Genomic DNA, 21,800 nt, shown 5'->3' with positions numbered 1-21,800 from the left:
GGAGAAACCCGTGACCGAGCGCGTCGTACTCGCCTACTCAGGCGGTCTGGACACCTCCGTCGCCATCGGCTGGATCGCCGAGGAGACGGGCGCCGAGGTCATCGCCGTTGCGGTCGACGTCGGCCAGGGCGGCGAGGACCTGGACGTCATCCGCAAGCGCGCGCTCGCGTGCGGTGCGGTCGAGGCCGAGGTCGCGGACGCCAAGGATGAGTTCGCCGACGAGTACTGCCTCCCGGCGATCAAGGCCAACGCCCTCTACATGGACCGCTACCCGCTGGTCTCCGCCCTCTCCCGGCCGACGATCGTCAAGCACCTCGTCGCCGCCGCCCAGAAGCACGGCGCCACCACGGTCGCCCACGGTTGCACCGGCAAGGGCAACGACCAGGTGCGGTTCGAGGCCGGCATCGTCGCCCTCGCCCCCGACCTCAAGTGCATCGCCCCGGTCCGTGACTACGCGATGACCCGCGACAAGGCGATCGCCTTCTGCGAGGACAAGCAGCTCCCGATCGCCACCACCAAGAAGTCCCCGTACTCCATCGACCAGAACGTCTTCGGGCGTGCCGTCGAGACGGGCTTCCTGGAGGACATCTGGAACGCGCCGATCGAGGACATCTACGAGTACACCTCGAACCCCGCCGAGGCCCGCGAGGCCGACGAGGTCGTCATCTCCTTCAAGCAGGGCGTCCCGGTCGCCATCGACGGCAAGCCCGTCTCGGTGCTCCAGGCCATCCAGCAGCTGAACGAGCGCGCCGGCGCCCAGGGCATCGGCCGGATCGACATGGTCGAGGACCGGCTGGTGGGCATCAAGTCCCGTGAGGTCTACGAGGCTCCGGGCGCGATCGCCCTGATCACCGCCCACCAGGAGCTGGAGAACGTCACGGTCGAGCGGGAACTCGCCCGCTACAAGCGGCAGGTCGAGCAGCGCTGGGGCGAACTGGTCTACGACGGCCAGTGGTTCTCCCCCCTCAAGCGCGCCCTGGACGGCTTCATCGACGAGGCCAGCCAGCACGTCAACGGCGACATCCGGATGACCCTGCACGGCGGCCGCGCGGTCGTCACCGGCCGGCGCTCCGACACGTCGCTCTACGACTTCAACCTCGCCACGTACGACACGGGCGACAGCTTCGACCAGGCCGCGGCCAAGGGCTTCATCGACATCTACAGCCTGTCGTCGAAGATCGCCGCGAAGCGGGACCAGGCCTGACCCCGGGACGCGCCAGCGTGACAGCCGCCTCCCCTCCGTACGGGCGGGGAGGCGGTCGCACATCACCACCCTCCGAGGAGCAAGTGCAGTGAGCAGCAACAGCGGTGACGTCCGGCTCTGGGGCGGCCGGTTCGCCGACGGTCCCGCCGAGGCCCTGGCCAAATTGTCCGCGTCGGTCCACTTCGACTGGCGTCTCGCGCCGTACGACATCGCCGGTTCGCGAGCCCACGCGCGCGCGCTGCACAAGGCGGGCCTGCTCACCGAGGACGAGCTGACGCGTATGCACGCGGGCCTCGACCAGCTCGCAACGGACGTCGCCTCCGGGGAGTTCGTGGGCACCGTCGCCGACGAGGACGTCCACACGGCCCTGGAGCGCGGTCTGCTGGAGCGCCTCGGCCCGGACCTCGGCGGAAAGCTCCGGGCGGGCCGTTCCCGCAACGACCAGGTGGCCACGCTCTTCCGGATGTACCTGCGCGACCACGCCCGGATCCTCGGCGGTCTGATCGCCGACCTCCAGGACGCGCTGATCGGTCTGGCGGAGGCCCACCCCGACGTCGCGATGCCCGGCCGTACGCATCTCCAGCACGCCCAGCCGGTGCTCTTCGCGCACCACGTCCTCGCGCACGTCCAGGCACTGTCCCGGGACGGCGAGCGGCTGCGCCAGTGGGACGAGCGGACAGCCGTGTCGCCGTACGGCTCGGGGGCGCTCGCGGGCAGCAGCCTCGGTCTCGACCCGGAGTCCGTCGCCAAGGACCTCGGCTTCGAGCACGGCAGCTCGGCCAACTCCATCGACGGCACGGCCTCCCGTGACTTCGTCGCCGAGTTCGCCTTCATCACGGCGATGACCGGCGTGAACCTCTCCCGGATCGCCGAGGAGGTCATCATCTGGAACACGAAGGAGTTCTCCTTCGTCACCCTCCACGACGCGTTCTCCACCGGCTCGTCGATCATGCCGCAGAAGAAGAACCCGGACATCGCCGAGCTGGCACGCGGCAAGTCGGGCCGCCTGATCGGGAATCTGACCGGCTTGATGGCGACGCTCAAGGCCCTCCCGCTCGCGTACAACCGGGACCTCCAGGAGGACAAGGAGCCGGTCTTCGACTCCTGCGACCAGCTGGAGGTCCTGCTCCCCGCCTTCACCGGCATGATGGCGACCCTGACCGTCAACCGCGAGCGCATGGAGGAGCTGGCCCCGGCCGGCTTCTCGCTCGCCACCGACATCGCCGAGTGGCTGGTCAGGCAGGGCGTGCCGTTCCGCGTCGCGCACGAGGTCGCCGGCGAGTGCGTGAAGGTCGCCGAGGCCGACGGCATCGAGCTCGACGGCCTCACCGACGAGCAGTTCGCGAAGATCTCCCCGCATCTGACGCCGGAGGTGCGCGGCGTGCTGAACGTGCCCGGCGCGCTCGCCTCCCGCAACGGCCGCGGCGGTACGGCACCCAGCGCGGTCGCCGTCCAGCTCGCCGAGGTCAAGGCCGATGTGGCGGCCCAGCATCAGTGGGCGGACGCCAAGAAGTAACGGGTCGCGTGTGCGAAGGGCAGCGCGGGTTACGTTGGTCGGGAGCCGCAAGGAGCCGACCGAACGGAGCCCGCGATGCCCTTCGCCCGCCTCGCGTCAGCGACGACGCCCACCGCCCACATCGGCCTGGGCCTCGCCGCCGTCGGCCGCCCCGGTTACATCAACCTCGGCCGCGAGGAGGACCTCCCGGCCGTCCGCAGTGTCGACGCCCTGCGCGAGCGCACCCGCGAACTCCTGGACGCCGCCCATGCGCAGGGCGTGCGCTACTTCGACGTGGCCCGCTCCTACGGCCGGTCCGAGGAGTTCCTCGCCGACTGGCTGCTGAGCCGGCCCGACATCGACGACGTCGTGATCGGCAGCAAGTGGGGCTACACCTACACGGCGGGCTGGCGCACCGACGCCGAGGCGCACGAGGTCAAGGACCACGGCCTCGCCACGTACGAGCGGCAGCGCGCCGAGACCGCCGAGCTGCTGGGTGACCGGCTCGACCTCTACCAGATCCACTCGGTGACCCCGGACAGCCCGGCCCTCACCGACAAGGAACTGCACGTCAGGCTGGCCGAAGCGGCGGCCGGGGGCCTGTCCGTCGGCTTCTCCACCAGCGGGCCCGCGCAGGCCGACGCGATCCGCGCCGCGCTCGCCGTGACGGTCGACGGCAAACCCCTCTTCCGTACCGTCCAGGCCACGTACAACGTGCTGGAGACCTCGGCCGCGCCCGCACTCGCCGAAGCCCACGACGCCGGGCTCACGGTGATCGTCAAGGAGGGCATGGCCAACGGGCGGCTGGCCGGCCCGCAGGCGCCGGGCGCGGTACGGGACATCGCCCAGGAGACGGGGCTGGGCACCGACGCGGTCGCCCTCGCGCTGGTCCTGCGCCGGCCGTGGGCCGGTGTCGTCCTGTCCGGCGCGGCCACCGTCCAGCAGCTCGCCTCGAATCTGCACGCCGCGGTCGTCGACCTCGACGACGACCAGCTGGCCCGCCTCGACGCGCTCGCCGAGGAACCGCGCGCGTACTGGGAGCGTCGCGGGCAGCTGCCCTGGCACTGATCCTTTCCGCGACTACTTTCACACCCTTGCCGATGAGTGACGCATGCCTCTAGTGAGACAGAAATGTCTCACATGGGTTACCGTTGCCTCATGGCCGTCGATCGTGACCACGTACTGCGCAGCGCCGCAGCCCTGCTGACCCGCAAAGCCACCGCCACCATGGACGAAGTCGCCCGGGCGGCCGGGATCAGCCGGGCCACACTGCACCGCCAGTTCGCCGGGCGCGACGCCCTCGTCCGCGCGCTCGAGGTCCTGGGCATCCAGGAGTGCGAGACGGCGCTGGACGCGGCCCGCCTGGACGAGGGGCCCGCGAGCGAGGCCGTACGCCGGCTGGTGCGGGAGATCGAACCGGCCGCCGGACTGCTCGCCTTCCTCGTCACCGAGAACCAGCTGTTCGAGGGGGATGCGCAGCACGAGGGCTGGTCCCGGCTCGACGCCCGGATCGGCGGCCTCTTCCGGCGCGGCCAGCAGAGCGGCGAGTTCCGGATCGACCTCACCCCCGCGTGGCTGACCGAGGCGCTCTACGGGCTGATCGGCTCGGGCGCCTGGGCCGTGATGGACGGCCGGGTGGCCGCCAAGGACTTCCAATTCATGATCGTCGAGCTGCTGCTCGGCGGAGCACTACGGAGAGTGGAACCATGACCAGCATCGACCAGCGGACGTCCGTGGCGGAGGTGGTGGAGAAGCGCCCGGGGCGCTGGCTCGCCCTCTCCGTCCTCGTCCTCGCTGTGCTGCTGGTGGCCGTCGACGCGACCGTCCTCGGTCTCGCGACCCCGTACATCAGTGAGGACCTCAAGCCGTCCGGCACCCAGCTGCTGTGGATCGGTGACGTCTACTCGTTCGTGATCGCGGGCCTGCTCGTCTCCATGGGCAGCCTCGGCGACCGCATCGGCCGCAAGAAGCTGCTGCTCGTCGGCGCCACCGCGTTCGGCCTGATATCCGTGCTCAACGCCTATGCGACGACACCGGAGTTGATGATCCTGGCGCGGGCGCTGCTCGGCGTCGCGGGCGCGACCCTGATGCCCGCCACCCTCGCCCTGATCCGCAACCTCTTCCACGACCCGCGCGAGCGCAGTCTCGCCATCGGCATCTGGGGCGCGACCGCCTCCGCCGGTACGGCGGTCGGCCCGGTCGCGGGCGGCTTCCTGCTCGAACACTTCTGGTGGGGTTCGGTCTTCCTCATCAACCTGCCGGTGATGGTGGTCCTCGTCCTCGTCGGGATCAGGATGCTCCCCGAGTCCCGCAACCCGAATCCGGGCCCGTGGGACCTGACCAGCGTCCTGCTCTCGTTGGTCGGCATGATCGGCGTCGTGTACGCGGTGAAGGAGGCCGCCACACACGGTGTGTCCGCAGAGCCGGTGGCCGTCGGCCTGCTCGGTGCCGCCGCCCTCTTCTGGTTCGTCCGGCGTCAGCTCGCGCTGCCCGCGCCCCTGTTGGACATGCGGCTGTTCCGCAACCGCGGCTTCTCCGCGGCCGTACTCGCCGATCTGCTGACCATCCTCGGCCTGTCCGGGCTGGTCTTCTTCCTCTCGCAGTATCTGCAACTCGTGCAGGGCAGAGGGCCGTTCGAGGCGGGGCTCGCCGAAATCCCCGCCGCGGCCGGTGCGGTGGGCGCGGGACTGATCGCGGGCACGGTCGCCCGGCGGTTCTCGGTGCGCGCCGTGGTCACCGGCGGCCTGGCCGCGGTGGGTGCCGCCCTCGCCGCTCTCACCCTGCTGAGCCAGTCCACCGGCTACCCGCTGCTCGGGGCCGCGCTGCTGGTCGTCGGGATCGGCGCGGGATTCTCGTTCACCGTCACCGCCGACGTGATCCTCTCCAGCGTCCCCAAGGAGCAGGCGGGTGCCGCCTCCGCGGTCTCCGAGACGGCGTACGAACTCGGTGCCGCGCTCGGCATCGCGGTGCTCGGCTCGATCGTGACCGGCGTCTACCGGGACTTCAGCGGCCCGGCGGACACCCCCGCCGCGGCCCGTGAATCACTCGGCGGAGCCGTCGAGTCGGCCGCGGGGATGCCCGCGGACGCGGCCGGCGCGATGGTCTCGGCCGCGCGTGAGGCCTTCGTCGACGGGCTGGCGCTCGCGTCGGGCGTCGGAGCGGTGGTCCTGCTCGCCACAGCGGTGGCGGCATGGTTCCTGCTGAAGGGCCAGCGCCTGGAAACCGGTTCCGAGTAGCGGGGGCGCCGCGTGCCGGCCGCGAACCGGCGGAGCCCGGGTGCTCCGCCGGCGCGGGCTACGCGGCCTTCGCCTTGGTGGCGTACATGTCGACGTACTCCTGACCCGAAAGCCGCATGACCTCGGTCATCACGGAGTCCGTCACGGCCCGCAGCACATAGCGGTCGCGGTCCATGCCCTCGTACCGGGAGAACTCCATCGCCTCGCCGAAGCGGACCGTGACACGGCCGGGGCGCGGGATGCCGGCGCCGCCGGGCTGGAGCTTGTCGGTGCCGATGATGGCGAACGGAACAATCGGCGCACCGGTCATCATCGCCAGCCGGGCGATCCCCGTACGGCCCCGGTAGAGCCGGCCGTCGGGGGAGCGGGTGCCCTCCGGATAGATGCTGAAGACCTTGCCCTCCTCCAGCACCCGGCGGCCGGTCATCAGCGCCGCGACCCCGCCGTGTCCGCCGTCCCGGTCCACCGGGATCATGCCGACTCCGGTGAAGAACCAGGCCATCAGCCGGCCCTTGAAGCCCTTGCCGGTGACGTACTCGTCCTTGCCGAGGAAGAAGACCTGGCGGTCGCAGAACAGCGGCATGATGATCGAGTCGATGAACGTCAAATGGTTGCCGGCCAGGATCACGGGACCGTCGCCCGGGATGTGCTCCACACCCTCCACCCGTGGGCGGAACATCAGGCGCATGATCGGTCCGAGCACTGCCTTGATGAGCACGAAGCGGGACAACGGGCCCTCCGGTGTCAAGGGATTCGATATGAGTATGTGCAGGTGAGGACGATACTCGCGGCTCCAGGGTGATTGCACATCGGGTTCATCCACTCGATACGCACTGTTGACGCACGTTTACCTGCGGTGGCGCCCTCTTGTCAGGCCCTCGGGAGGGGGTGATCATGTGACGAACGTCGCGCCGAGTGCGTGCCGTCGGGTGACCAGGGGGAGCCATGGGGTTCGTGACTGCGGTGCTTGCCGTACTGCTCGCGGTGGCCGTGTGGGCCGTCGTCCTTCTGGTCCGCAGAGACCGGCGCCGGTTCTTGCAGGGCCACGACTCGGCCCGGATCGAGGCGAAGGCGACCCTCGGAGTGCGCGAAGGCCGACGCAGGGCTCATGCATATGACCGGTTCGCCGGGTCTGCGGGAGTCGGCGCCCTGCGCGACCGTGACGGCCACGGAGACCACTGAGCGGGTACCCGCGGCAGGGACCCCCAATCCGGCATTTCATCAACTCACGGGCCCCGTACGACATCCGGTGTCCCCCGCGTGTTCGGTCCAAGGTCTCCCACGCGTCACCTGTGGACACCTACGATCCCGCTTGGCAGGTGCAAGGCGGTACGTCGGGAGGAGCGTTCATGGCGACGCAGGAGTCGAACGAGCAGGGTCACGGCACGGCACGGCGGGCACTGCTCGGCGCCGCGGTGCTCGGCGCGGGCGGAGCGGTCCTCGGGCTGCCCGGCGCGGCGAGGGCCGACGAACGGCACGGCGGCGGCGGTTACCTGAGCCTGCCGAAGCCGACCGTCATCGGGCACCGCGGCGCCAGCGGCTACCGGCCGGAGCACACCTTCGGCTCGTACCAGCTGGCCCTCGACCTGGGTGCGCACGTGATCGAGGCGGGTGACCTGGTGCCCACCAAGGACGGTCACCTCGTATGCCGTCACGAGCCGGAAATCGGCGGGACCACCGATGTCGCGGCGCACCCCGAGTTCGCCGACCGCAAGACCACCAAGAGTCTCGACGGGGTCGCCACCACCGGCTGGTTCACCGAGGACTTCACGCTCGCCGAGCTGAAGACCCTGCGCGCCATCGAGCGCATCCCGGCCACCCGCCAGCGGAACACGATCTACAACGGCCGCTGGGAGATCCCCACCTTCGAAGAGGTGCTCCGCTGGCAGGACGAGCAGACCCGCAAGCGCGGCAAGCAGGTCTGGATCTACCCGGAGCTGAAGCACCCCACCTTCTTCCGCAAGCTCGGCCTCGGCACCGAGGAGCGGCTCGCCAGACTGCTGCGCAAGTACGGCAAGGACAAGAAGAACTCGCCGGTCATCATCCAGTCCTTCGAGCCGACCAGCCTCCAGCGCATGGACGAGCTCGTCGGCAACCCGCTCGCGCTGCTCCTGTCCACGGCCAACACCCGTCCCTGGGACTTCGTCGACTCGGGCGACCCGCGCACGGTGGCGGACCTGATCAAGCCCGAGGGCCTGAAGTGGATCGCCTCGTACGCGCAGGGCATCGGCCCCACGCTCGACCTGATCATCCCGAAGGACGCGAACGGCAACCTCACCACGCCGACCACGCTGGTCGACGACGCGCACGCGGCGGGCCTGGTCCTGCACCCGTACACCATGCGCAACGAGAACACCTTCCTGCCGGCCAACTTCAGGAAGGGCACCGACCCGAACGCCTACGGCGACGTGTTCGGCGCCTTCCAGGCCTACTTCGAGACGGGCATCGACGGAGTCTTCTCCGACAACGCCGACACCGCGCTGCTGGCCCGCGCGGACTTCGTCAACGGATGACCCCGCCACCCCGGATGGGGTGACAGTCGGCCGCCCCGGCAACCTCACGCCGGGGCGGCCGCGTCGTGCCGCATATGACACACGACATGGTGGCCACCCTGAGCCCGCTGCTCGCCGCCGAGGCCTCCGCGGAGGCATATGCGTCAGGCGCGGAGCAGAACGATCTGGAGCAGGCCGTCTGGCTGCGCCTCCTGGAGCGCCTCGACACGGATGGCCCACCCGTTGACCCGCAAGGGTGGTTGCGCCGCGCCGTGCGCTCCGAGGCCCGCCGCAGCCGCCGCGCCGCCCGTCTCGAACGGCCTTACGCCGCCGAGCCCGCGGACGACCACACCTCGGGCCCCGAGCAGCAGGCGCTCACCGCCGCCCGCCACCGCGCCCTGCACGACGCGGTACGCAGGCTGCCCGGCCGCTGTCCGAGCCTGCTGGCCGCGCTGCTCTCCCCGAAGGACCTGACCTATCGGGAGATTGCGGGGGAGTTGGGTATGTCACAGGGCAGCCTTGGCCCGGAACGTTCCAGATGTCTGGGATGTCTGCGTCGATTGCTCACGCCGGAGGTTGCGGCCCGCGAACCGCGGGGATAGGAGTGAGGGACAAGGGCTGAACAGGTGAGCGGGAGGCGTGCACACATGGGCATGAGCGTGACCATCTCCGTGGCGACCGAGCGGGACGCCGAGCAGATCTTCAGGCTGCAGTACCTGTGCTTCCAGAGTGAGGCCGCGCTGTACGGCAACTACCGCATCGATCCGCTCGTCCAGAGTCTCGACTCGGTCCGCGCGGAGGTCGCCGGAGACTGCGTGTTCGTGGCACGCCTCGGCGACGAAGTGGTCGGTTCGGTGCGTGGCACCACGGACGACGACGGCACGGCCGCCATCGGCAAGCTCTGTGTGCACCCGCGCCTCCAGGGCCACGGGATCGGTGCCCGGCTGCTGCGCGCCGCCGAAGGGGCCCTGGCCGGCGAGCGCGGCGCCACGACCTTCCGGCTGCACACCGGCCACCGCAGCGAGAGCGGCCTGCGTCTGTACCGGCGCGTGGGCTACCAGGCGGTCGGCACGTCCAAGGGCGACGACGGCGTCCCCATGATCGTCCTGGAGAAGCAGGCCCCGGCCGGGTCGTACGCGACGACCGCGTAGGGGCGAGAGCCGCGCGCCCTGCGGGGCGCGCGGAACCGGCCTGATACAGGCCGAACGGCCCGCGGCGCTGTACTAGGGCCTGCCCGCGGAGCGCTTTCGCAGCCAGTACATCGCCGACAGCGGCAGCAGCACCGGGATGAAGAGGTAGCCCATCCCGTAGTCCGACCACACGGTCGCGTCGGGGAAGGCGGACGGCTCCACCAGTGTCCACGTGCCGACGGTCAGGACTCCGGCGAGCTCGGCGGCGCAGCACACCAGCGCCGCCTTGCGGGCTCGCTCGCCGCCCCGGACGAGCGAGTACGTGATGAAGCCGTAGACGATCCCGGCGACCGCGGACAGCGAGTAGGCGAGCGGGGCCTTGTCGAACTCCGTCGAGATCTGCACGGCCGAGCGCGACACCGCGCCGACGACCATCACGCCGTACAGCCAGACCAGCAGCATGCCGGGACCGCTGATCAGCCGGGTCCGCTGCTCGCCCTTCGGGTCCGCCGCCTGTGCGCCGTCCTCCTGAGGCGCGGGCCCGTTCTCGTCCGTGGCCGTCATCTCAGCCTCCCCAGATGTCATAGAGCCGCACCTCCAGAACGGCGAGGACGGCACCGCCGGCCGCCACCGTGATCGAACCCCAACGGGTGCGCTCCGCCAGCGACATGAAGCCCGCGGCCGGAACGCAGGCGACGGCGCCGATCAGATACGCCACGAAGATCGTCGTGCCCTGGTCCGGCTTCTCGCCGCGCGCCAGCTGGACGATGCCGACGACCAGCTGGACCACGGCGAGCAGGGACACCACGGCCATGCCGATGAAGTGCCAGTCCTTGGTGGGCTGATCGCGATAGGCGGCCCAGCCGCACCAGGCGGCGAGCACGAGTGCGGCGACGGCGGTCGCCACCGTCAGGGCATCAAGCATGCCGCGACCCTATTACGGGCCAAAAGACCCGATGCGCTTGCCCCCGGGGTCCCCCTTAGGGTCGAAGACATGAAGATCCACGCTGATGCCCTGCTGTTCGACAACGACGGGACGCTCGTCTCATCCCTCGACTCGGTCCACCGGTGCTGGTCGCGCTGGGCCGAGGAGTACGGCATCTCCGAAGAGGACTTCGCCCGGGTCGAACTGCACGGCCGCACCGCCGTGGAGATAGCCGCCGACCTGCTCCCCGCCCAGCGGGTGCCCGAGGCCCTCGCGCGCATCGAGCAGCTGGAGGTCGAGGACGTACCGGGCACAGTCGTGGCGCTGCCCGGCACGCTCGCACTGCTGGACGCGCTGCCCGCCCACCGCTGGGCCGTCGTCACCTCGGCCACCAGGCGGCTGGCCGAGGCCCGGCTCGCCGAGGTCGGCATCCGGCCCAAGACACTGATCGCCGCCGACGACATCACGCGCGGCAAGCCCGACCCGGAGCCCTACCTCCTCGCCGCCCGCGAACTGGGCGTCGACCCGGCCCGCTGCGTGGTCTTCGAGGACGCCCCGGCCGGGCTGCGCTCGGGCCGCGCCGCCGGTATGGCCACCGTGGCGTTGGCCACAACCCACGAGGCGGCTGAGCTGGACGCCGATCTGGTCGTGAAGGACCTCTCGGCCCTGTCCGCGCTGGTCACCGGCGAGGGAGTCGAGATCTCGCCCCGGTTCTGACAACTGTCCACCGCTGTCCGCTATTCGGACAGCGGTGGCGGTCCCCGGCTATACGTCTGCTTTACTTGATCCCATGACCACGACGAGCAGCCGCACCCTTGCGACCGAGGCGACCATGACGCCCGGTGCTCGTTGTATGTGTCGAATGTGCGCCTTCTGAGGGCCCCCGCACCACCCCTGAGCCTCGCGCCCCGAAGCGAGACAGCTGCGCCGTGTCCGTACCCGGTACGTGACTGAGCCGGCCTCCGCGCACACGTTCTCCCCGGTTCGATCGCCCTCCGCGAGAACCGTGCCGCGTTCCCGACCGAATGCACCCGTGCCCGGGCACACCCACGCCCTGCACTCGACAGTGACGGAAACCCAGTGATCACGACAACGGGCCTGACCAAGGTCTATCGCTCGCGCGGCCGTGAGGTGACCGCCCTCGACGGGGTCGATCTGCACGTACGCGAAGGCGAGGTGTACGGCGTCATCGGCCAGTCCGGCGCCGGCAAGTCCTCGCTCATCCGCTGCGTCAACCTGCTGGAACGCCCCACCGCCGGCACCGTGACCGTCGCCGGACAGGACCTCACCGCCCTGGCCGGCCGCGGACCTCGGGCCGGCCGGGAACTGCGCAAGGCGCGCAGTCACATCGGCATGGTCTTCCAGCACTTCAACCTGCTGTCCTCGCGCACCGTCCAGGACAACGTCGAGCTGCCCCTGGAGATCCTCGGCATCTCCGGCAAGGAGCGCTCGCGCAGGGCACTCGAACTCCTCGACCTGGTCGGTCTCACCGACAAGGCCAAGGCCTACCCGGCGCAGCTCTCCGGCGGCCAGAAGCAGCGGGTCGGCATCGCCCGCGCCCTGGCCGGCGACCCGAAGGTGCTGCTCTCCGACGAGGCGACCAGCGCCCTCGACCCCGAGACCACCCGTTCCATCCTCCAGCTGCTGCGCGACCTGAACCGGCAGCTGGGCCTGACCGTCCTGCTCATCACCCACGAGATGGACGTCGTCAAGTCGATCTGCGACTCTGCCGCCCTCATGGAGAACGGGAAGATCGTCGAGTCCGGCACCGTCAGCGGACTCCTCGCGACGCCCGGTTCCGAACTCGCGGCCGCCCTCTTCCCGGTGAGTGGCGACGCCTCCGGGGACGACCGCACCGTCATCGACGTCACCTTCCAGGGCGAGGCCGCCACGCAGCCCGTCATCTCGCAGCTCTCGCGCACGTACAACATCGACATCTCGATCCTCGGCGCCGCGATGGACACCGTCGCGGGACGCCAGGTCGGCCGGATGCGCATCGAACTGCCCGGCCGCTACGACGACAACGTGGTGCCGATCGGCTTCCTGCGCGAGCAGGGGCTGGGGATCGAGGTCCTGGGCCAGGAGCCCGTGCTGGTGAAGGAAGGTGCCAAGTGACCTGGTCGGAGATACAGCCGCTGCTGTCCCAGGCGTGTTGGGACACGCTCTACATGGTCGGCTGGTCCACGCTCATCGCGATCGTCGGCGGACTTCCGCTCGGTCTTCTGCTGGTCCTCACCGACCGCGGCGGACTGCTGCAGAACGTCGTGGCCAACAAGGTCATCGGACAGATCGTGAACATCGCCCGCTCGATGCCGTTCATCATCCTGATGGTCGCGCTGATGACCTTCACGCGCACGATCACCGGGACGACGATCGGCCGTGAGGCGGCGATCGTGCCGCTCGCCGTCGGAGCGATTCCCTTCTACGCGCGCCTGGTCGAGATGTCCGTCCGCGAAGTGGACGACGGACTCGTCGAGGCCGTGCAGTCGATGGGCGGCAGCACCTGGAAGACCGTACGCAGCGTTCTCGTGCCCGAGGCCCTGCCGTCCCTGATCTCCGGGGCCACCACGACGGTCGTCGCGCTCATCGGCTACTCGGCCATGGCGGGCACGGTCGGCGCCGGCGGACTCGGCGACATCGCCATCCGCTACGGCTACCAGCGCTTCGAGACCGGCCTGATGTGGATCACCGTGGCCGTCCTGGCCGTCGCCATCTCCCTGTTGCAGTTCGGCGGCGACTTCGCCGCCCGCGCACTGCACCGGCGGGCCGCGAAGTCCGGGCCGCTGCTGCTCTTCCGCCCCTTCAGCGGCATCTTCCCGGGCACGGTCGCGACCGACGCCGTGAAGAAGAACTGACCGGCGCGGTCAAGGAACTGACCGACGCGGTCAGGAAGAACCGACCGACGCGGTCAGGGAGACCCGACCGACGCGGTCACGAGGAACTGACCCAGAACTCCCCGTTCACCCACCGACGGGGCCGCTCCACCCGTAAGGAAAGGCACTTTTCGTGCGTAACACCGCCAAGATCACCACCGCTGTCCTCGCCGCCGGAGCCCTCACCCTCGGGCTCACCGCCTGCGGCTCGGACAAGGACTCCGCCGCCGCCGGCTCCGACGGCCCGCTGGTCGTCGCCGCCAGCCCGGTCCCGCACGCCGAGATCCTCGACTTCGTCAAGGACAACCTGGCGAAGAAGGCAGGCCTCGACCTGCAGGTCAAGGAGTTCACCGACTACGTCACGCCGAACACGGCGACCGAAGACGGGTCCGTGGGTGCCAACTACTTCCAGAACCAGCCCTACCTCGACGACTTCAACCAGAAGAAGGGCACCCACATCGTGCCCGTCGTCACGGTGCACCTGGAGCCGCTGGGCCTGTACTCGCACAAGGTCAAGAAGGCCGACGACCTCAAGAGCGGCGCGACGGTCGCCGTCCCGAACGACACGGTCAACGAGGCCCGCGCGCTCAAGCTCCTCGCCGCCAACGGGATCATCACGCTCAAGGACGGCGCGGGCAACGACGCGACCCCCAAGGACATCGCGAAGAACCCGAAGAACCTCAAGTTCAAGGAGCTGGAGGCGGCTCAGACCCCGCGCTCCCTGGACGACGTCGACGCCGCGGTGATCAACGGCAACTACGCCATCGAGTCCGACCTCAAGCCCTCCAAGGACGCCCTCGTCCTGGAGTCCGCGAAGAACAACCCGTACGGCAACTTCCTCGCCGTCAAGAAGGGCAACGAGGACGACCCGCGGGTGAAGAAGCTCGCCAAGCTCCTCACCTCTCCCGAGGTCAAGAAGTTCATCGAGGACAAGTACGACGGCTCCGTCATCCCGTCGTTCTGAGCACGTAGTCCCAAGGAGCGATCGCGATGCGCAAGCACGTCATATCCGCGGTGTCCGCCGCACTCGCCCTCGGCCTGGGCCTGACCGCCTGCGGCTCGGGCTCGGACTCCGGTTCGGGCAGCGGTGGTGACGACGCCCTGGTCGTCGGCGCCACCGCCGTCCCGGCCGGCGAGGTCCTCGCGTACATCAAGAAGGACCTCGCCGCGAAGGCGGGGCTCGACCTGGAGATCAAGGAGTTCACGGACTACGTCCTGCCGAACACCGCGCTCCAGGAAGGCTCGCTCGACGCGAACCTGTACCAGAACCAGCCCTACCTGGACGAGTTCAACAAGTCCAAGGGCACGGACCTGGTGTCGGTCGTGAAGGCGTACCTGCCGCCCATGGGCGTGTACTCGAAGAAGGTGAAGGACGTCACCGGGCTCGCCGACGGAGCCACCGTCGCCGTGCCCAACGACACCACCAACGAGGGCCGCGCGCTCAAACTCCTCGCCTCCAAGGGTGTCATCACGCTCAAGAAGGGCGCCGGAACGGACGCGTCCCCCGCGGACATCGCGGCCAACCCGAAGCACCTGATGTTCAAGGAGCTCGAACCGGCCCAGCTGCCGCGCTCCCTCGACGACGTGGGCGCCGCGGTCATCAACAACAACTACGCCCAGGACGCGGGGCTCAGCCCCACCAAGGACGCCGTCCTCCTGGAGTCCGCGAAGGACAACCCCTACGCGAACCTCCTGGCCGTCAAGAAGGGCAACGAGGACGACCCGCGGGTGAAGAAGCTCGCGAAGCTCCTCACTTCTCCCGAGGTGAAGAAGTTCATCGAGGACAAGTACAAGGGCTCGGTCCTGCCGGTCACCTCCGGCTGACGCACCGGTCACCGCACGGGGTCCACTCTTCACCGGGGGTGGACCCCGTGGTGCGGGCCGGGGCTTGCATGCTGCATGCTGGGCAGTTCAGCAGGCCCGACGATTTCCGACGGCCCGTAGGTTTCCGAAGGTTACGGAGCGGCGCATGACGAGCACCTTCCCCGGCATCTCCATCAGCACGGAGCGGTTGGTGCTGCGCCCGCTTGAGGACGACGACGCGCCTGCCCTGGCCGAGATGATGAACGACGAGATGGTCGCGGCCTGGACATCGGTCCCGCAGCCCTTCACGGAGGACGGCGCCCGCGGCTGGATCCACGACTACGCGCCCGCCGAACGCACGGCGGGCCGTGGACTCGACTTCGCCGTCGCGGAGTTCCTCACCCAGCGCCTGGTCGGCGTCATCCAGCTCGGCAAGACGAACTGGCACGTCCGGTCCACCGAACTCTCGTACATCATCGCCCCCTGGGCCCGCGGCGAGGGCTACGCCTCCGAAGCGGCGCTCGCCACCGCCCAATGGCTCTTCCGCGACCAGAAGTTCGAGCGCATCGAACTGCGCACGGCGGCCGACAACACGGCCTCCCAGCAGGTCGCCCAGAAGATCGGCTGCATCAGCGAGGGCGTCCTGCGCAACGCCTGCATAGCCCGTACCCGCACCGAGGACGGCACCTGGGCCGACCTGCGCACCGACTTCATCGTGTGGAGCCTGCTCCCGGAGGACCTCGACGGTGTCGCCGAAGAACTGGCCGACACCGGTGGTTTCACGTCGTACTCGGACTGGAACTGACACCACGCGGGCCCCTGCGGCCGCCGGAGGCCGACACCCGCGGCCGGCTCCCGCAGCCGACCGACCGGAACCGTAGCCGTGGGATCGCTCCCACACCCGTCCGGCCCGTGGCGGCGCCACCCAGCTTCACCAGGTACCCTCACGGAGCCCCCGCCCACGAACTGTCCCCCTGACGAGCCGCGAAAACCCTCTGGAGACTGACGACGATGGCCGACCGGGTCACGGTGATCGGCTGCGACGGCTCGCCGCTGACCGCCGCGGCGCGCTCCGCTCTCGGCGCCGCCACGCTGGTGGCAGGCGCGGCCCACCACCTCGAACTCCCCGAGGTGCCCGCGACCGCCGAACGCATTCGCCTCGGCAGCGTCGCCCTCGCCGCCCGCCGGGTCGCGGGCCATCGCGGCACCGCCGTCGTGCTCGCCGACGGGGACCCCGGCTTCTTCGGCGTCGTCCGCACCCTGCGCGCCCCCGAATTCGGCCTGGAGGTCGAGGTCGTCCCCGCGGTCTCCTCGGTGGCCGCCGCCTTCGCCCGCGCCGGCATGCCCTGGGACGACGCAGAGGTGGTCGTCGCACACCCCCGCACCCTGCGACGGGCGGTGAATGTATGCCGCGCCCACACCAAGGTCGCCGTCCTCACCTCGCCGGGCGCCGGACCCGCTGAACTAGGTCTGCTCCTGGAAGGGGTCCACCGCACCTTCGTCATCTGCGAGGAACTCGGCACCGTACGCGAGCGGGTCACGATCCTCACCTCCGACAAGGTCGCCGACCACACCTGGCGCGACCCCAGCGTCGTCATCGTCATCGGCGGCTTCGTGGCCGCGGCCGAGGGCGGCGGCTGGATCGCCGGCCGTGAACCGGCGGTGGGTCCGCGCGGCTGGGCGCTGCCCGCGCAGGCGTACGGCGGTGCGCTCGGCGAAGGCGAGACCGAGCTGCTGCGGGCCGCCCAACTCGCCCGGCTGGGCCCGCGCGTCGGTGACCTCGTCTGGGACATCGGCTCGGGCAGCGGCGCCTTCGCCACCGAGGCCGCCAGGACCGGCGCCGCGGTCATCGCGGTCGACCGGAACCAGGGGGCCTGCGCCCGCACCGAGGAGGCCGCCCGCCGCTTCGGCGTCCAGATGCACATCGTGCACGGCGCCGCCCCGCACATCCTGGAGAACCTCCCCGAACCCGACGTCGTACGCATCGGCGGCGGGGGATCCGCGGTGGTCTCGGCCGTCGTCGACCGCCGCCCGCAGCGCATCGTGACGCACGCGGCGACCCGCGACGCGGCCGAACTCGTCGGCCGGGAACTGACGGAGCACGGCTACCAGGTCGAGTGCGCTCTCCTGCAGTCCGTCGAACTCGACACGAAAGCCTGGACGGAGACGGAACGGAGCGTTGCGTTCCTGCTCACCGGACTTCTCCCCGATCGTGCCCCGTGATCGGTTTGTCGTACTGCGCGCGGTAGGCTGGCCGATCGTTGTACCGCTCTCGGCTGCCCGGCGCTTCGTCGGTCAATGTCCCGAAAACGCGCCTCTTTTGGGGTGGGTGTGGTACGGCGACAACCGGGGGACGCGCAACGTGGCGCAGTCCACAGCGGGCCGTTGCGGATCAAGCTGTCGCGATGGCGGGACGACCGCGACAATGCCAGTTAGTGGCTTTGTCTGCTTTCCAGGCGGGTCGTTCGTGCCGCCGGGCACGCACGCTCGTTCTTCATGACGGGGGAGCGGTCGGTGCGCCGTTCCGGGCGGGCTGGTCGTAGGAGCATCAACCGATGGGCGAGGGGTACGCATGACCGACACCGGCCAGGTCCCGGGCGAGGGACTGCCGGAGAACGCAGGCATGGTGGAGCAGCCGGGCGTCTCCTCGCCCGGTGCGTACACCTTCCTCGACCCCTCCGAGACCCCCGCCGAGGACGACGACCTGCTCCTCATGCCGGGCGCGCAGGGCGCCTGGGGCAACGAGGTGCCGCCGCCGGCGCCGCTGCCCCTCGCCCACGAGCCGGGCCCGCAGTACACCCACGAGCCCGCCTCGCAGTACACCCACGAGTCCGCCCCGCAGTTCACCCCTGGGCCCGGCCCGCAGCTCGGTCAGGAGCCGGTCGCTCAGTTCGCGCCCGAGCCGGACCCGCAGTTCGCCTCCGAACCCGGCCCGCAGTCGGCCCCCGAGCCGGGTCCGCAGCTCGGTCAGGAGCCCGGTCAGGAGTCCGGTCAGGACTTCGCCCCGCAGCTCGCCGCCGAGCCGGGTCCGCAGCTTGCCGCCGAGTCCGGCCCTCAGCCCGACCCCGACCCCGGTCCGCAGCTCGGCGACGAGCCGGGTCCGCACGAGACGGCCGGCCGGGACAGCGGTTCGGTCGATCTCAGCGGTGTCCGGATGCCGGCCGCGGCGCCCGCCCCGCAGCCGGCTCCGCCCCGCCGCCCGCTGCACCTCGGCCCGCCGACCCCGGACGGCTCGTCGAGCCCGGTCCGCTCTCTCGCGGACCGCGGTCCCGCGGGCGCACCGGCCGGCCCCGCGCCCGTACGGCAGTCCGGGCCGCCGACCATGGGCCCCGAATACCTCGACGTCCCGCAGCTCGCGGACGTTCCGCCCCAGGGGGCGCCCTGGGGAGCCGCACCGCAGTCGGTGCCCTCGATGACGCCGATGATCGCCGAGCCGGGTCCCGAGGGCCAGGCTGCAGAAACGGTCGTCCCGGAGCACGCCACGAGTGCCGACGCCGGTACGGGCGACGAATCGGCGCAGGTCACGGAAGCGCAGCCGGATCCGGAGCGCGCCCCGGCCGGACAGCTCGCGGAGATCGCGCCCGCCGCGGGCATCGCCGGGTCTCCGGAGGCCGCGCCCACGGCCCCCGACGGCTCGGACGCGGCTCACGGTCCGCTGACGCCGGACGCCCATCCCGTCGCCGGGGGCCCGCAGGAGATGCAGGCTCCGGACGCCGTCCCGGTCACCGAGACGAGCATCCACACCGCGGACGGCGCGCCGGACCAGCAGGTCGCACCCCAGCCCGAGCCCCAGCACGACGACTTCGTGACCGGTCACGACGCAGCGCAGTCGGCGGGCGACTCCCCGCTCCCGGACGGCACCCAGCCGCCCGCGCTCGCCGCACCCCACGCGCCCGCACACGTCGCCGCGCCGGAACCGGCCTCCCCGGAGGGCGAGTTCCACGCACCCGAGCAGGACCCGTACGGCCCCCAGTCGCCGGTCCCCGATCCCGCCCCGGCTCCCCTGCCCGCCGCCGAGAACGGGACGCCCGACGCTGTGGTCCCGTTCACCGATCCGGCCGACACCGGCGCCCACATCCCGGAACCTGCCGTCCAGTTCGCGGACACGGAGGCCTACGCGGAACCCGACCACGCCGTCGCCGCCCCGCAGCCGCTCGCGGCCGAGGTGTCCCAGGCGGCCGGCGCGGCCCACACCGCCCACGCGCCGGCGAACCCCTCGCAGGGCCGTGCCGTGGCCGCCTCGCAGGCACCGCACGCCCAGCAGTTCACCGAGTCCGTCGCCGAGACCTCGTACGGCGTCCCCGTCGGGGTCGGCGCGTACGCGGCGCCCGCCCACGCGGCCGCAGGGCAGGAGACCGACTCCGAGGGCAGGGCGCACCGCGCGTCCGTACCCGACTCCGCAGGGCTGCCCGGCGCACCCCTGGAGGGTCAGGGGGACCACACCATCGGCCAGTTCGTGCCCGTCGAGGGCTCGGTGCCGACCACGCCGCACCTGGCCCCGACGCCGCCGCACGCCATGACCGTGCCGCCTCTTCCGGCGGAGGAGGACTCCGCACCGGACGAGCAGCCGGCGCCCGGGCTCACCCCGGCCGCCACCGAGCCCCCGGCGTTCGAAGAGACCCCGGAGCCCCCGGCCCCGGCGGAGTTCCCGGTCCCCGAGGACTCCGTGGCCGCCGTGCCCGCCCCCCGCGAGGCCGACGCCGCCCTCGTACCGGAGCCGCCCGTGGCGGACCCGGAATCCGTAGTCGCACAGCAGGCGGACGACCTGGACACTCAGGGCGCCGACCAGGAAGAGAGCACGGCCGCAGTGGAAGACGTACGAGAGTCCACCGGCCCCGCCGCGCCCGGGTACGACGAGGCAGAGCGCGAGGCCGTGCTGCGGGTGATGCGCGAGCGCCGCGACATCCGCAACGGCTTCCGCAGCGACCCGATCCCGCACGACGTCCTGCTCCGCGTCCTGGAGGCGGCCCACACCGCGCCGTCCGTCGGCCACTCCCAGCCCTGGGACTTCGTGGTGATCCGCTCCGCCGACACCCGGCGGTCGATGCACGAACTGGCGGCCCGCCAGCGCGAGGCGTACGCCAAGTCGCTCCCCAAGGGCCGCGCGAAGCAGTTCAAGGAACTGAAGATCGAGGCCATCCTCGACACCCCGGTGAACATCGTGGTCACCGCCGACCCGACCCGCGGCGGCCGGCACACGCTGGGCCGCCACACCCAGCCGCAGATGGCCCCGTACTCCTCCGCGCTCGCAGTCGAGAACCTCTGGCTCGCCGCGCGCGCCGAGGGCCTCGGTGTCGGCTGGGTCAGCTTCTTCGACGAGCGGGAGATGGTCCGCGCCCTGGGCCTGCCCGACCATCTGGAGGTCGTGGCGTACCTCTGTGTCGGATACGTCGACGAGTTCCCGGACGAGCCCGAACTGATGCAGGCCGGCTGGTCCAAGCGCCGCCCGCTGTCCTGGGTCGTCCACGAGGAGACGTACGGCCGTCGCGCGCTGCCCGGTGAGGAGCCGCACGACCTGCTCGCCGAGACTGTCTCCAACATCCGCCCGCTCGACGCCAAGGCACTTGGTGAGGCCTGGGACCGGCAGAAGCGGATGACGAAGCCGGCGGGCGCGCTCGGCATGCTGGAGATCATCTCCGCCCAGCTGTCCGGTCTGTCCCGCCAGTGCCCGCCGCCGATCCCGGAGCCCGCGGCGGTCGCGATCTTCGCCGGTGACCACGGTGTGCACGCCCAGGGCGTCACCCCCTGGCCGCAGGAGGTCACCGCCCAGATGGTGGCCAACTTCCTGGGCGGCGGAGCGGTCTGCAACGCGTTCGCGAACCAGGTGGGCGCCGAGGTCTGCGTCATCGACGTGGGTGTCGCCTCGGAGCTGCCCGCGACCCCGGGTCTGCTGCCGCGCAAGATCCGTGCGGGCACGTCCGACATGACCACCGGCCCCGCGATGACCCGCGAGGAGGCCAAGGCGGCCATCGAGGTGGGCATCGAGACGGCCCGCGACCTCGTGGCGGCCGGCAACAGGGCCCTGCTCACGGGCGAGATGGGCATCGCCAACACCACCGCGTCGGCGGCCCTGATCTCGGTCTTCACGGGGACCGACCCCAGCGAGGTGACCGGCCGGGGCACGGGAATCAACGACGAGACCCTGGCCCGTAAGACCGAGGTCGTGCGCCGCGCCCTCGAGGTCCACCAGCCGGATCCGGCCGATCCCATCGGCGTCCTCGCCGCGGTCGGCGGCTTCGAACACGCCGCGATGGTCGGCCTGTTGCTCGGCGGCGCGTCGCTGCGCACCCCGGTGATCCTGGACGGCGTCAGCGCCGGCGCCGCCGCCCTGGTGGCGCGCGCGATCGCCCCCGAGGTCCTGGCCGCCTGCATCGCGGGTCATCGCAGCGCGGAGCCCGGCCATGTCGCCGCCCTCAACAAGCTGGGCCTGCGCCCGCTGGTCGACCTCGACCTGCGGCTGGGCGAGGGCACGGGCGCTCTGCTGGCCCTGCCGATGGTCCAGAGCACGGCACGCGCCATGCACGAGGTGGCGACGTTCGATTCCGCGGGGGTCACCGAGAAGTAGGCGTTCGCGGCGGTGGTCACGGGTCCGGGGCGGGGCACCGGTTTCGGGCAGGGGTGTGCCCGGGGAGGGAAACCCCC

Annotated in this window: 20 protein-coding genes; 17 read left to right on the top strand and 3 right to left on the bottom strand. The window is 71.0% G+C overall.

Annotation, left to right across the window (positions count from 1 at the left end; translation table 11 throughout):
- The first annotated feature begins 10 nt into the window (after positions 1 to 10).
- The 5 genes from ACFVYF_RS22455 (at position 11) to ACFVYF_RS22435 (ending at position 5,935) form a co-directional block, all read left to right on the top strand.
- Positions 11 to 1,204, top strand: a complete 1,194-nt coding sequence (locus ACFVYF_RS22455; RefSeq protein WP_389457831.1) for an argininosuccinate synthase — start codon at positions 11 to 13, stop codon at positions 1,202 to 1,204.
- 88 nt (positions 1,205 to 1,292) lie between these two features.
- On the top strand, positions 1,293 to 2,720 hold the full coding sequence (argH, locus tag ACFVYF_RS22450) for an argininosuccinate lyase (protein WP_389457829.1): 1,428 nt from the start codon (positions 1,293 to 1,295) through the stop codon (positions 2,718 to 2,720).
- Positions 2,721 to 2,795: 75 nt separating this feature from the next.
- Positions 2,796 to 3,767, top strand: coding sequence for an aldo/keto reductase (locus ACFVYF_RS22445; protein ID WP_389457827.1), 972 nt, complete (start codon positions 2,796 to 2,798; stop codon positions 3,765 to 3,767).
- A gap of 90 nt (positions 3,768 to 3,857) precedes the next feature.
- Positions 3,858 to 4,409: a TetR/AcrR family transcriptional regulator gene (locus ACFVYF_RS22440; RefSeq protein ID WP_389457825.1), complete on the top strand. Its 552-nt coding sequence runs from the start codon at positions 3,858 to 3,860 to the stop codon at positions 4,407 to 4,409.
- Positions 4,406 to 5,935: an MFS transporter gene (locus ACFVYF_RS22435; protein ID WP_389457823.1), complete on the top strand. Its 1,530-nt coding sequence runs from the start codon at positions 4,406 to 4,408 to the stop codon at positions 5,933 to 5,935. Before ACFVYF_RS22440 ends, ACFVYF_RS22435 begins: the two co-directional genes overlap by 4 nt.
- A gap of 58 nt (positions 5,936 to 5,993) precedes the next feature.
- Here the strand turns inward: ACFVYF_RS22435 and ACFVYF_RS22430 are convergent, their stop codons facing one another.
- Positions 5,994 to 6,665, bottom strand: coding sequence for a lysophospholipid acyltransferase family protein (locus ACFVYF_RS22430; protein ID WP_389457821.1), 672 nt, complete (start codon positions 6,663 to 6,665; stop codon positions 5,994 to 5,996).
- A gap of 215 nt (positions 6,666 to 6,880) precedes the next feature.
- Between ACFVYF_RS22430 and ACFVYF_RS22425 the strand changes: the two genes are divergently transcribed.
- The 4 genes from ACFVYF_RS22425 (at position 6,881) to ACFVYF_RS22410 (ending at position 9,578) form a co-directional block, all read left to right on the top strand.
- Positions 6,881 to 7,117: a hypothetical protein gene (locus ACFVYF_RS22425; protein ID WP_389457819.1), complete on the top strand. Its 237-nt coding sequence runs from the start codon at positions 6,881 to 6,883 to the stop codon at positions 7,115 to 7,117.
- A 167-nt stretch (positions 7,118 to 7,284) separates the two neighbouring features.
- Positions 7,285 to 8,448, top strand: a complete 1,164-nt coding sequence (locus ACFVYF_RS22420) for a glycerophosphodiester phosphodiesterase (RefSeq protein WP_389457817.1) — start codon at positions 7,285 to 7,287, stop codon at positions 8,446 to 8,448.
- A 74-nt stretch (positions 8,449 to 8,522) separates the two neighbouring features.
- On the top strand, positions 8,523 to 9,029 hold the full coding sequence (locus ACFVYF_RS22415; protein WP_389457815.1) for a sigma-70 family RNA polymerase sigma factor: 507 nt from the start codon (positions 8,523 to 8,525) through the stop codon (positions 9,027 to 9,029).
- 45 nt (positions 9,030 to 9,074) lie between these two features.
- The gene (locus ACFVYF_RS22410) at positions 9,075 to 9,578 is read left to right on the top strand and encodes a GNAT family N-acetyltransferase (RefSeq protein WP_389457813.1); all 504 of its coding nucleotides are present in this window, start codon (positions 9,075 to 9,077) and stop codon (positions 9,576 to 9,578) included.
- A gap of 72 nt (positions 9,579 to 9,650) precedes the next feature.
- Here the strand turns inward: ACFVYF_RS22410 and ACFVYF_RS22405 are convergent, their stop codons facing one another.
- Together ACFVYF_RS22405 and ACFVYF_RS22400 are read right to left on the bottom strand one after the other, a co-directional pair.
- Positions 9,651 to 10,019, bottom strand: coding sequence for a hypothetical protein (locus ACFVYF_RS22405; RefSeq protein ID WP_389458035.1), 369 nt, complete (start codon positions 10,017 to 10,019; stop codon positions 9,651 to 9,653).
- A gap of 103 nt (positions 10,020 to 10,122) precedes the next feature.
- On the bottom strand, positions 10,123 to 10,482 hold the full coding sequence (locus tag ACFVYF_RS22400) for a hypothetical protein (RefSeq protein ID WP_389457811.1): 360 nt from the start codon (positions 10,480 to 10,482) through the stop codon (positions 10,123 to 10,125).
- Positions 10,483 to 10,551: 69 nt separating this feature from the next.
- Here ACFVYF_RS22400 and ACFVYF_RS22395 point away from each other — a divergent pair, with 69 nt between their 5' ends.
- From ACFVYF_RS22395 to cobT, 8 genes are all read left to right on the top strand, one after another.
- Positions 10,552 to 11,199, top strand: coding sequence for an HAD family hydrolase (locus ACFVYF_RS22395; RefSeq protein WP_389457808.1), 648 nt, complete (start codon positions 10,552 to 10,554; stop codon positions 11,197 to 11,199).
- Between the two features lie 363 nt (positions 11,200 to 11,562).
- Positions 11,563 to 12,597 carry a methionine ABC transporter ATP-binding protein gene (locus tag ACFVYF_RS22390; protein ID WP_389457806.1) on the top strand — a complete coding sequence of 345 codons (1,035 nt, stop codon included), beginning with the start codon at positions 11,563 to 11,565 and terminating at the stop codon, positions 12,595 to 12,597.
- Entirely contained in the window at positions 12,594 to 13,337 is a 744-nt protein-coding gene (locus ACFVYF_RS22385; protein WP_389457804.1) for a methionine ABC transporter permease, read from the top strand. Before ACFVYF_RS22390 ends, ACFVYF_RS22385 begins: the two co-directional genes overlap by 4 nt.
- A gap of 151 nt (positions 13,338 to 13,488) precedes the next feature.
- Positions 13,489 to 14,319: a MetQ/NlpA family ABC transporter substrate-binding protein gene (locus tag ACFVYF_RS22380; protein ID WP_389457802.1), complete on the top strand. Its 831-nt coding sequence runs from the start codon at positions 13,489 to 13,491 to the stop codon at positions 14,317 to 14,319.
- A 26-nt stretch (positions 14,320 to 14,345) separates the two neighbouring features.
- Positions 14,346 to 15,179, top strand: coding sequence for a MetQ/NlpA family ABC transporter substrate-binding protein (locus ACFVYF_RS22375; protein ID WP_389457800.1), 834 nt, complete (start codon positions 14,346 to 14,348; stop codon positions 15,177 to 15,179).
- A gap of 145 nt (positions 15,180 to 15,324) precedes the next feature.
- Positions 15,325 to 15,963, top strand: a complete 639-nt coding sequence (locus ACFVYF_RS22370) for a GNAT family N-acetyltransferase (protein WP_389457798.1) — start codon at positions 15,325 to 15,327, stop codon at positions 15,961 to 15,963.
- 206 nt (positions 15,964 to 16,169) lie between these two features.
- Entirely contained in the window at positions 16,170 to 17,381 is a 1,212-nt protein-coding gene (cbiE, locus tag ACFVYF_RS22365) for a precorrin-6y C5,15-methyltransferase (decarboxylating) subunit CbiE (RefSeq protein ID WP_389457795.1), read from the top strand.
- Between the two features lie 349 nt (positions 17,382 to 17,730).
- Positions 17,731 to 21,723, top strand: coding sequence for a nicotinate-nucleotide--dimethylbenzimidazole phosphoribosyltransferase (cobT, locus tag ACFVYF_RS22360; RefSeq protein ID WP_389457793.1), 3,993 nt, complete (start codon positions 17,731 to 17,733; stop codon positions 21,721 to 21,723).
- Positions 21,724 to 21,800 lie beyond the last annotated feature (77 nt).

This window comes from Streptomyces sp. NPDC058274, from assembly GCF_042881375.1.
GTDB lineage: Bacteria > Actinomycetota > Actinomycetes > Streptomycetales > Streptomycetaceae > Streptomyces.
The sequence above is the reverse complement of the archived record's forward strand: the minus strand, read 5'-3'. Positions and strand labels throughout refer to the sequence as shown.

Excerpts from the sequence above, each read along its gene's own strand:
- ACFVYF_RS22445 (WP_389457827.1), top strand. The coding sequence starts at position 2,796 with ATGCCCTTCGCCCGCCTCGCGTCAGCGACGACGCCCACCGCCCACATC.
- ACFVYF_RS22440 (WP_389457825.1), top strand. The coding sequence starts at position 3,858 with ATGGCCGTCGATCGTGACCACGTACTGCGCAGCGCCGCAGCCCTGCTG.
- ACFVYF_RS22435 (WP_389457823.1), top strand. The coding sequence starts at position 4,406 with ATGACCAGCATCGACCAGCGGACGTCCGTGGCGGAGGTGGTGGAGAAG.
- ACFVYF_RS22425 (WP_389457819.1), top strand. The coding sequence starts at position 6,881 with ATGGGGTTCGTGACTGCGGTGCTTGCCGTACTGCTCGCGGTGGCCGTG.
- ACFVYF_RS22420 (WP_389457817.1), top strand. The coding sequence starts at position 7,285 with ATGGCGACGCAGGAGTCGAACGAGCAGGGTCACGGCACGGCACGGCGG.
- ACFVYF_RS22415 (WP_389457815.1), top strand. The coding sequence starts at position 8,523 with ATGACACACGACATGGTGGCCACCCTGAGCCCGCTGCTCGCCGCCGAG.
- ACFVYF_RS22410 (WP_389457813.1), top strand. The coding sequence starts at position 9,075 with ATGGGCATGAGCGTGACCATCTCCGTGGCGACCGAGCGGGACGCCGAG.
- ACFVYF_RS22405 (WP_389458035.1), bottom strand. The coding sequence starts at position 10,019 with ATGCTGCTGGTCTGGCTGTACGGCGTGATGGTCGTCGGCGCGGTGTCG.
- ACFVYF_RS22400 (WP_389457811.1), bottom strand. The coding sequence starts at position 10,482 with ATGCTTGATGCCCTGACGGTGGCGACCGCCGTCGCCGCACTCGTGCTC.
- ACFVYF_RS22395 (WP_389457808.1), top strand. The coding sequence starts at position 10,552 with ATGAAGATCCACGCTGATGCCCTGCTGTTCGACAACGACGGGACGCTC.
- ACFVYF_RS22375 (WP_389457800.1), top strand. The coding sequence starts at position 14,346 with ATGCGCAAGCACGTCATATCCGCGGTGTCCGCCGCACTCGCCCTCGGC.
- ACFVYF_RS22370 (WP_389457798.1), top strand. The coding sequence starts at position 15,325 with ATGACGAGCACCTTCCCCGGCATCTCCATCAGCACGGAGCGGTTGGTG.
- cbiE (WP_389457795.1), top strand. The coding sequence starts at position 16,170 with ATGGCCGACCGGGTCACGGTGATCGGCTGCGACGGCTCGCCGCTGACC.
- cobT (WP_389457793.1), top strand. The coding sequence starts at position 17,731 with ATGACCGACACCGGCCAGGTCCCGGGCGAGGGACTGCCGGAGAACGCA.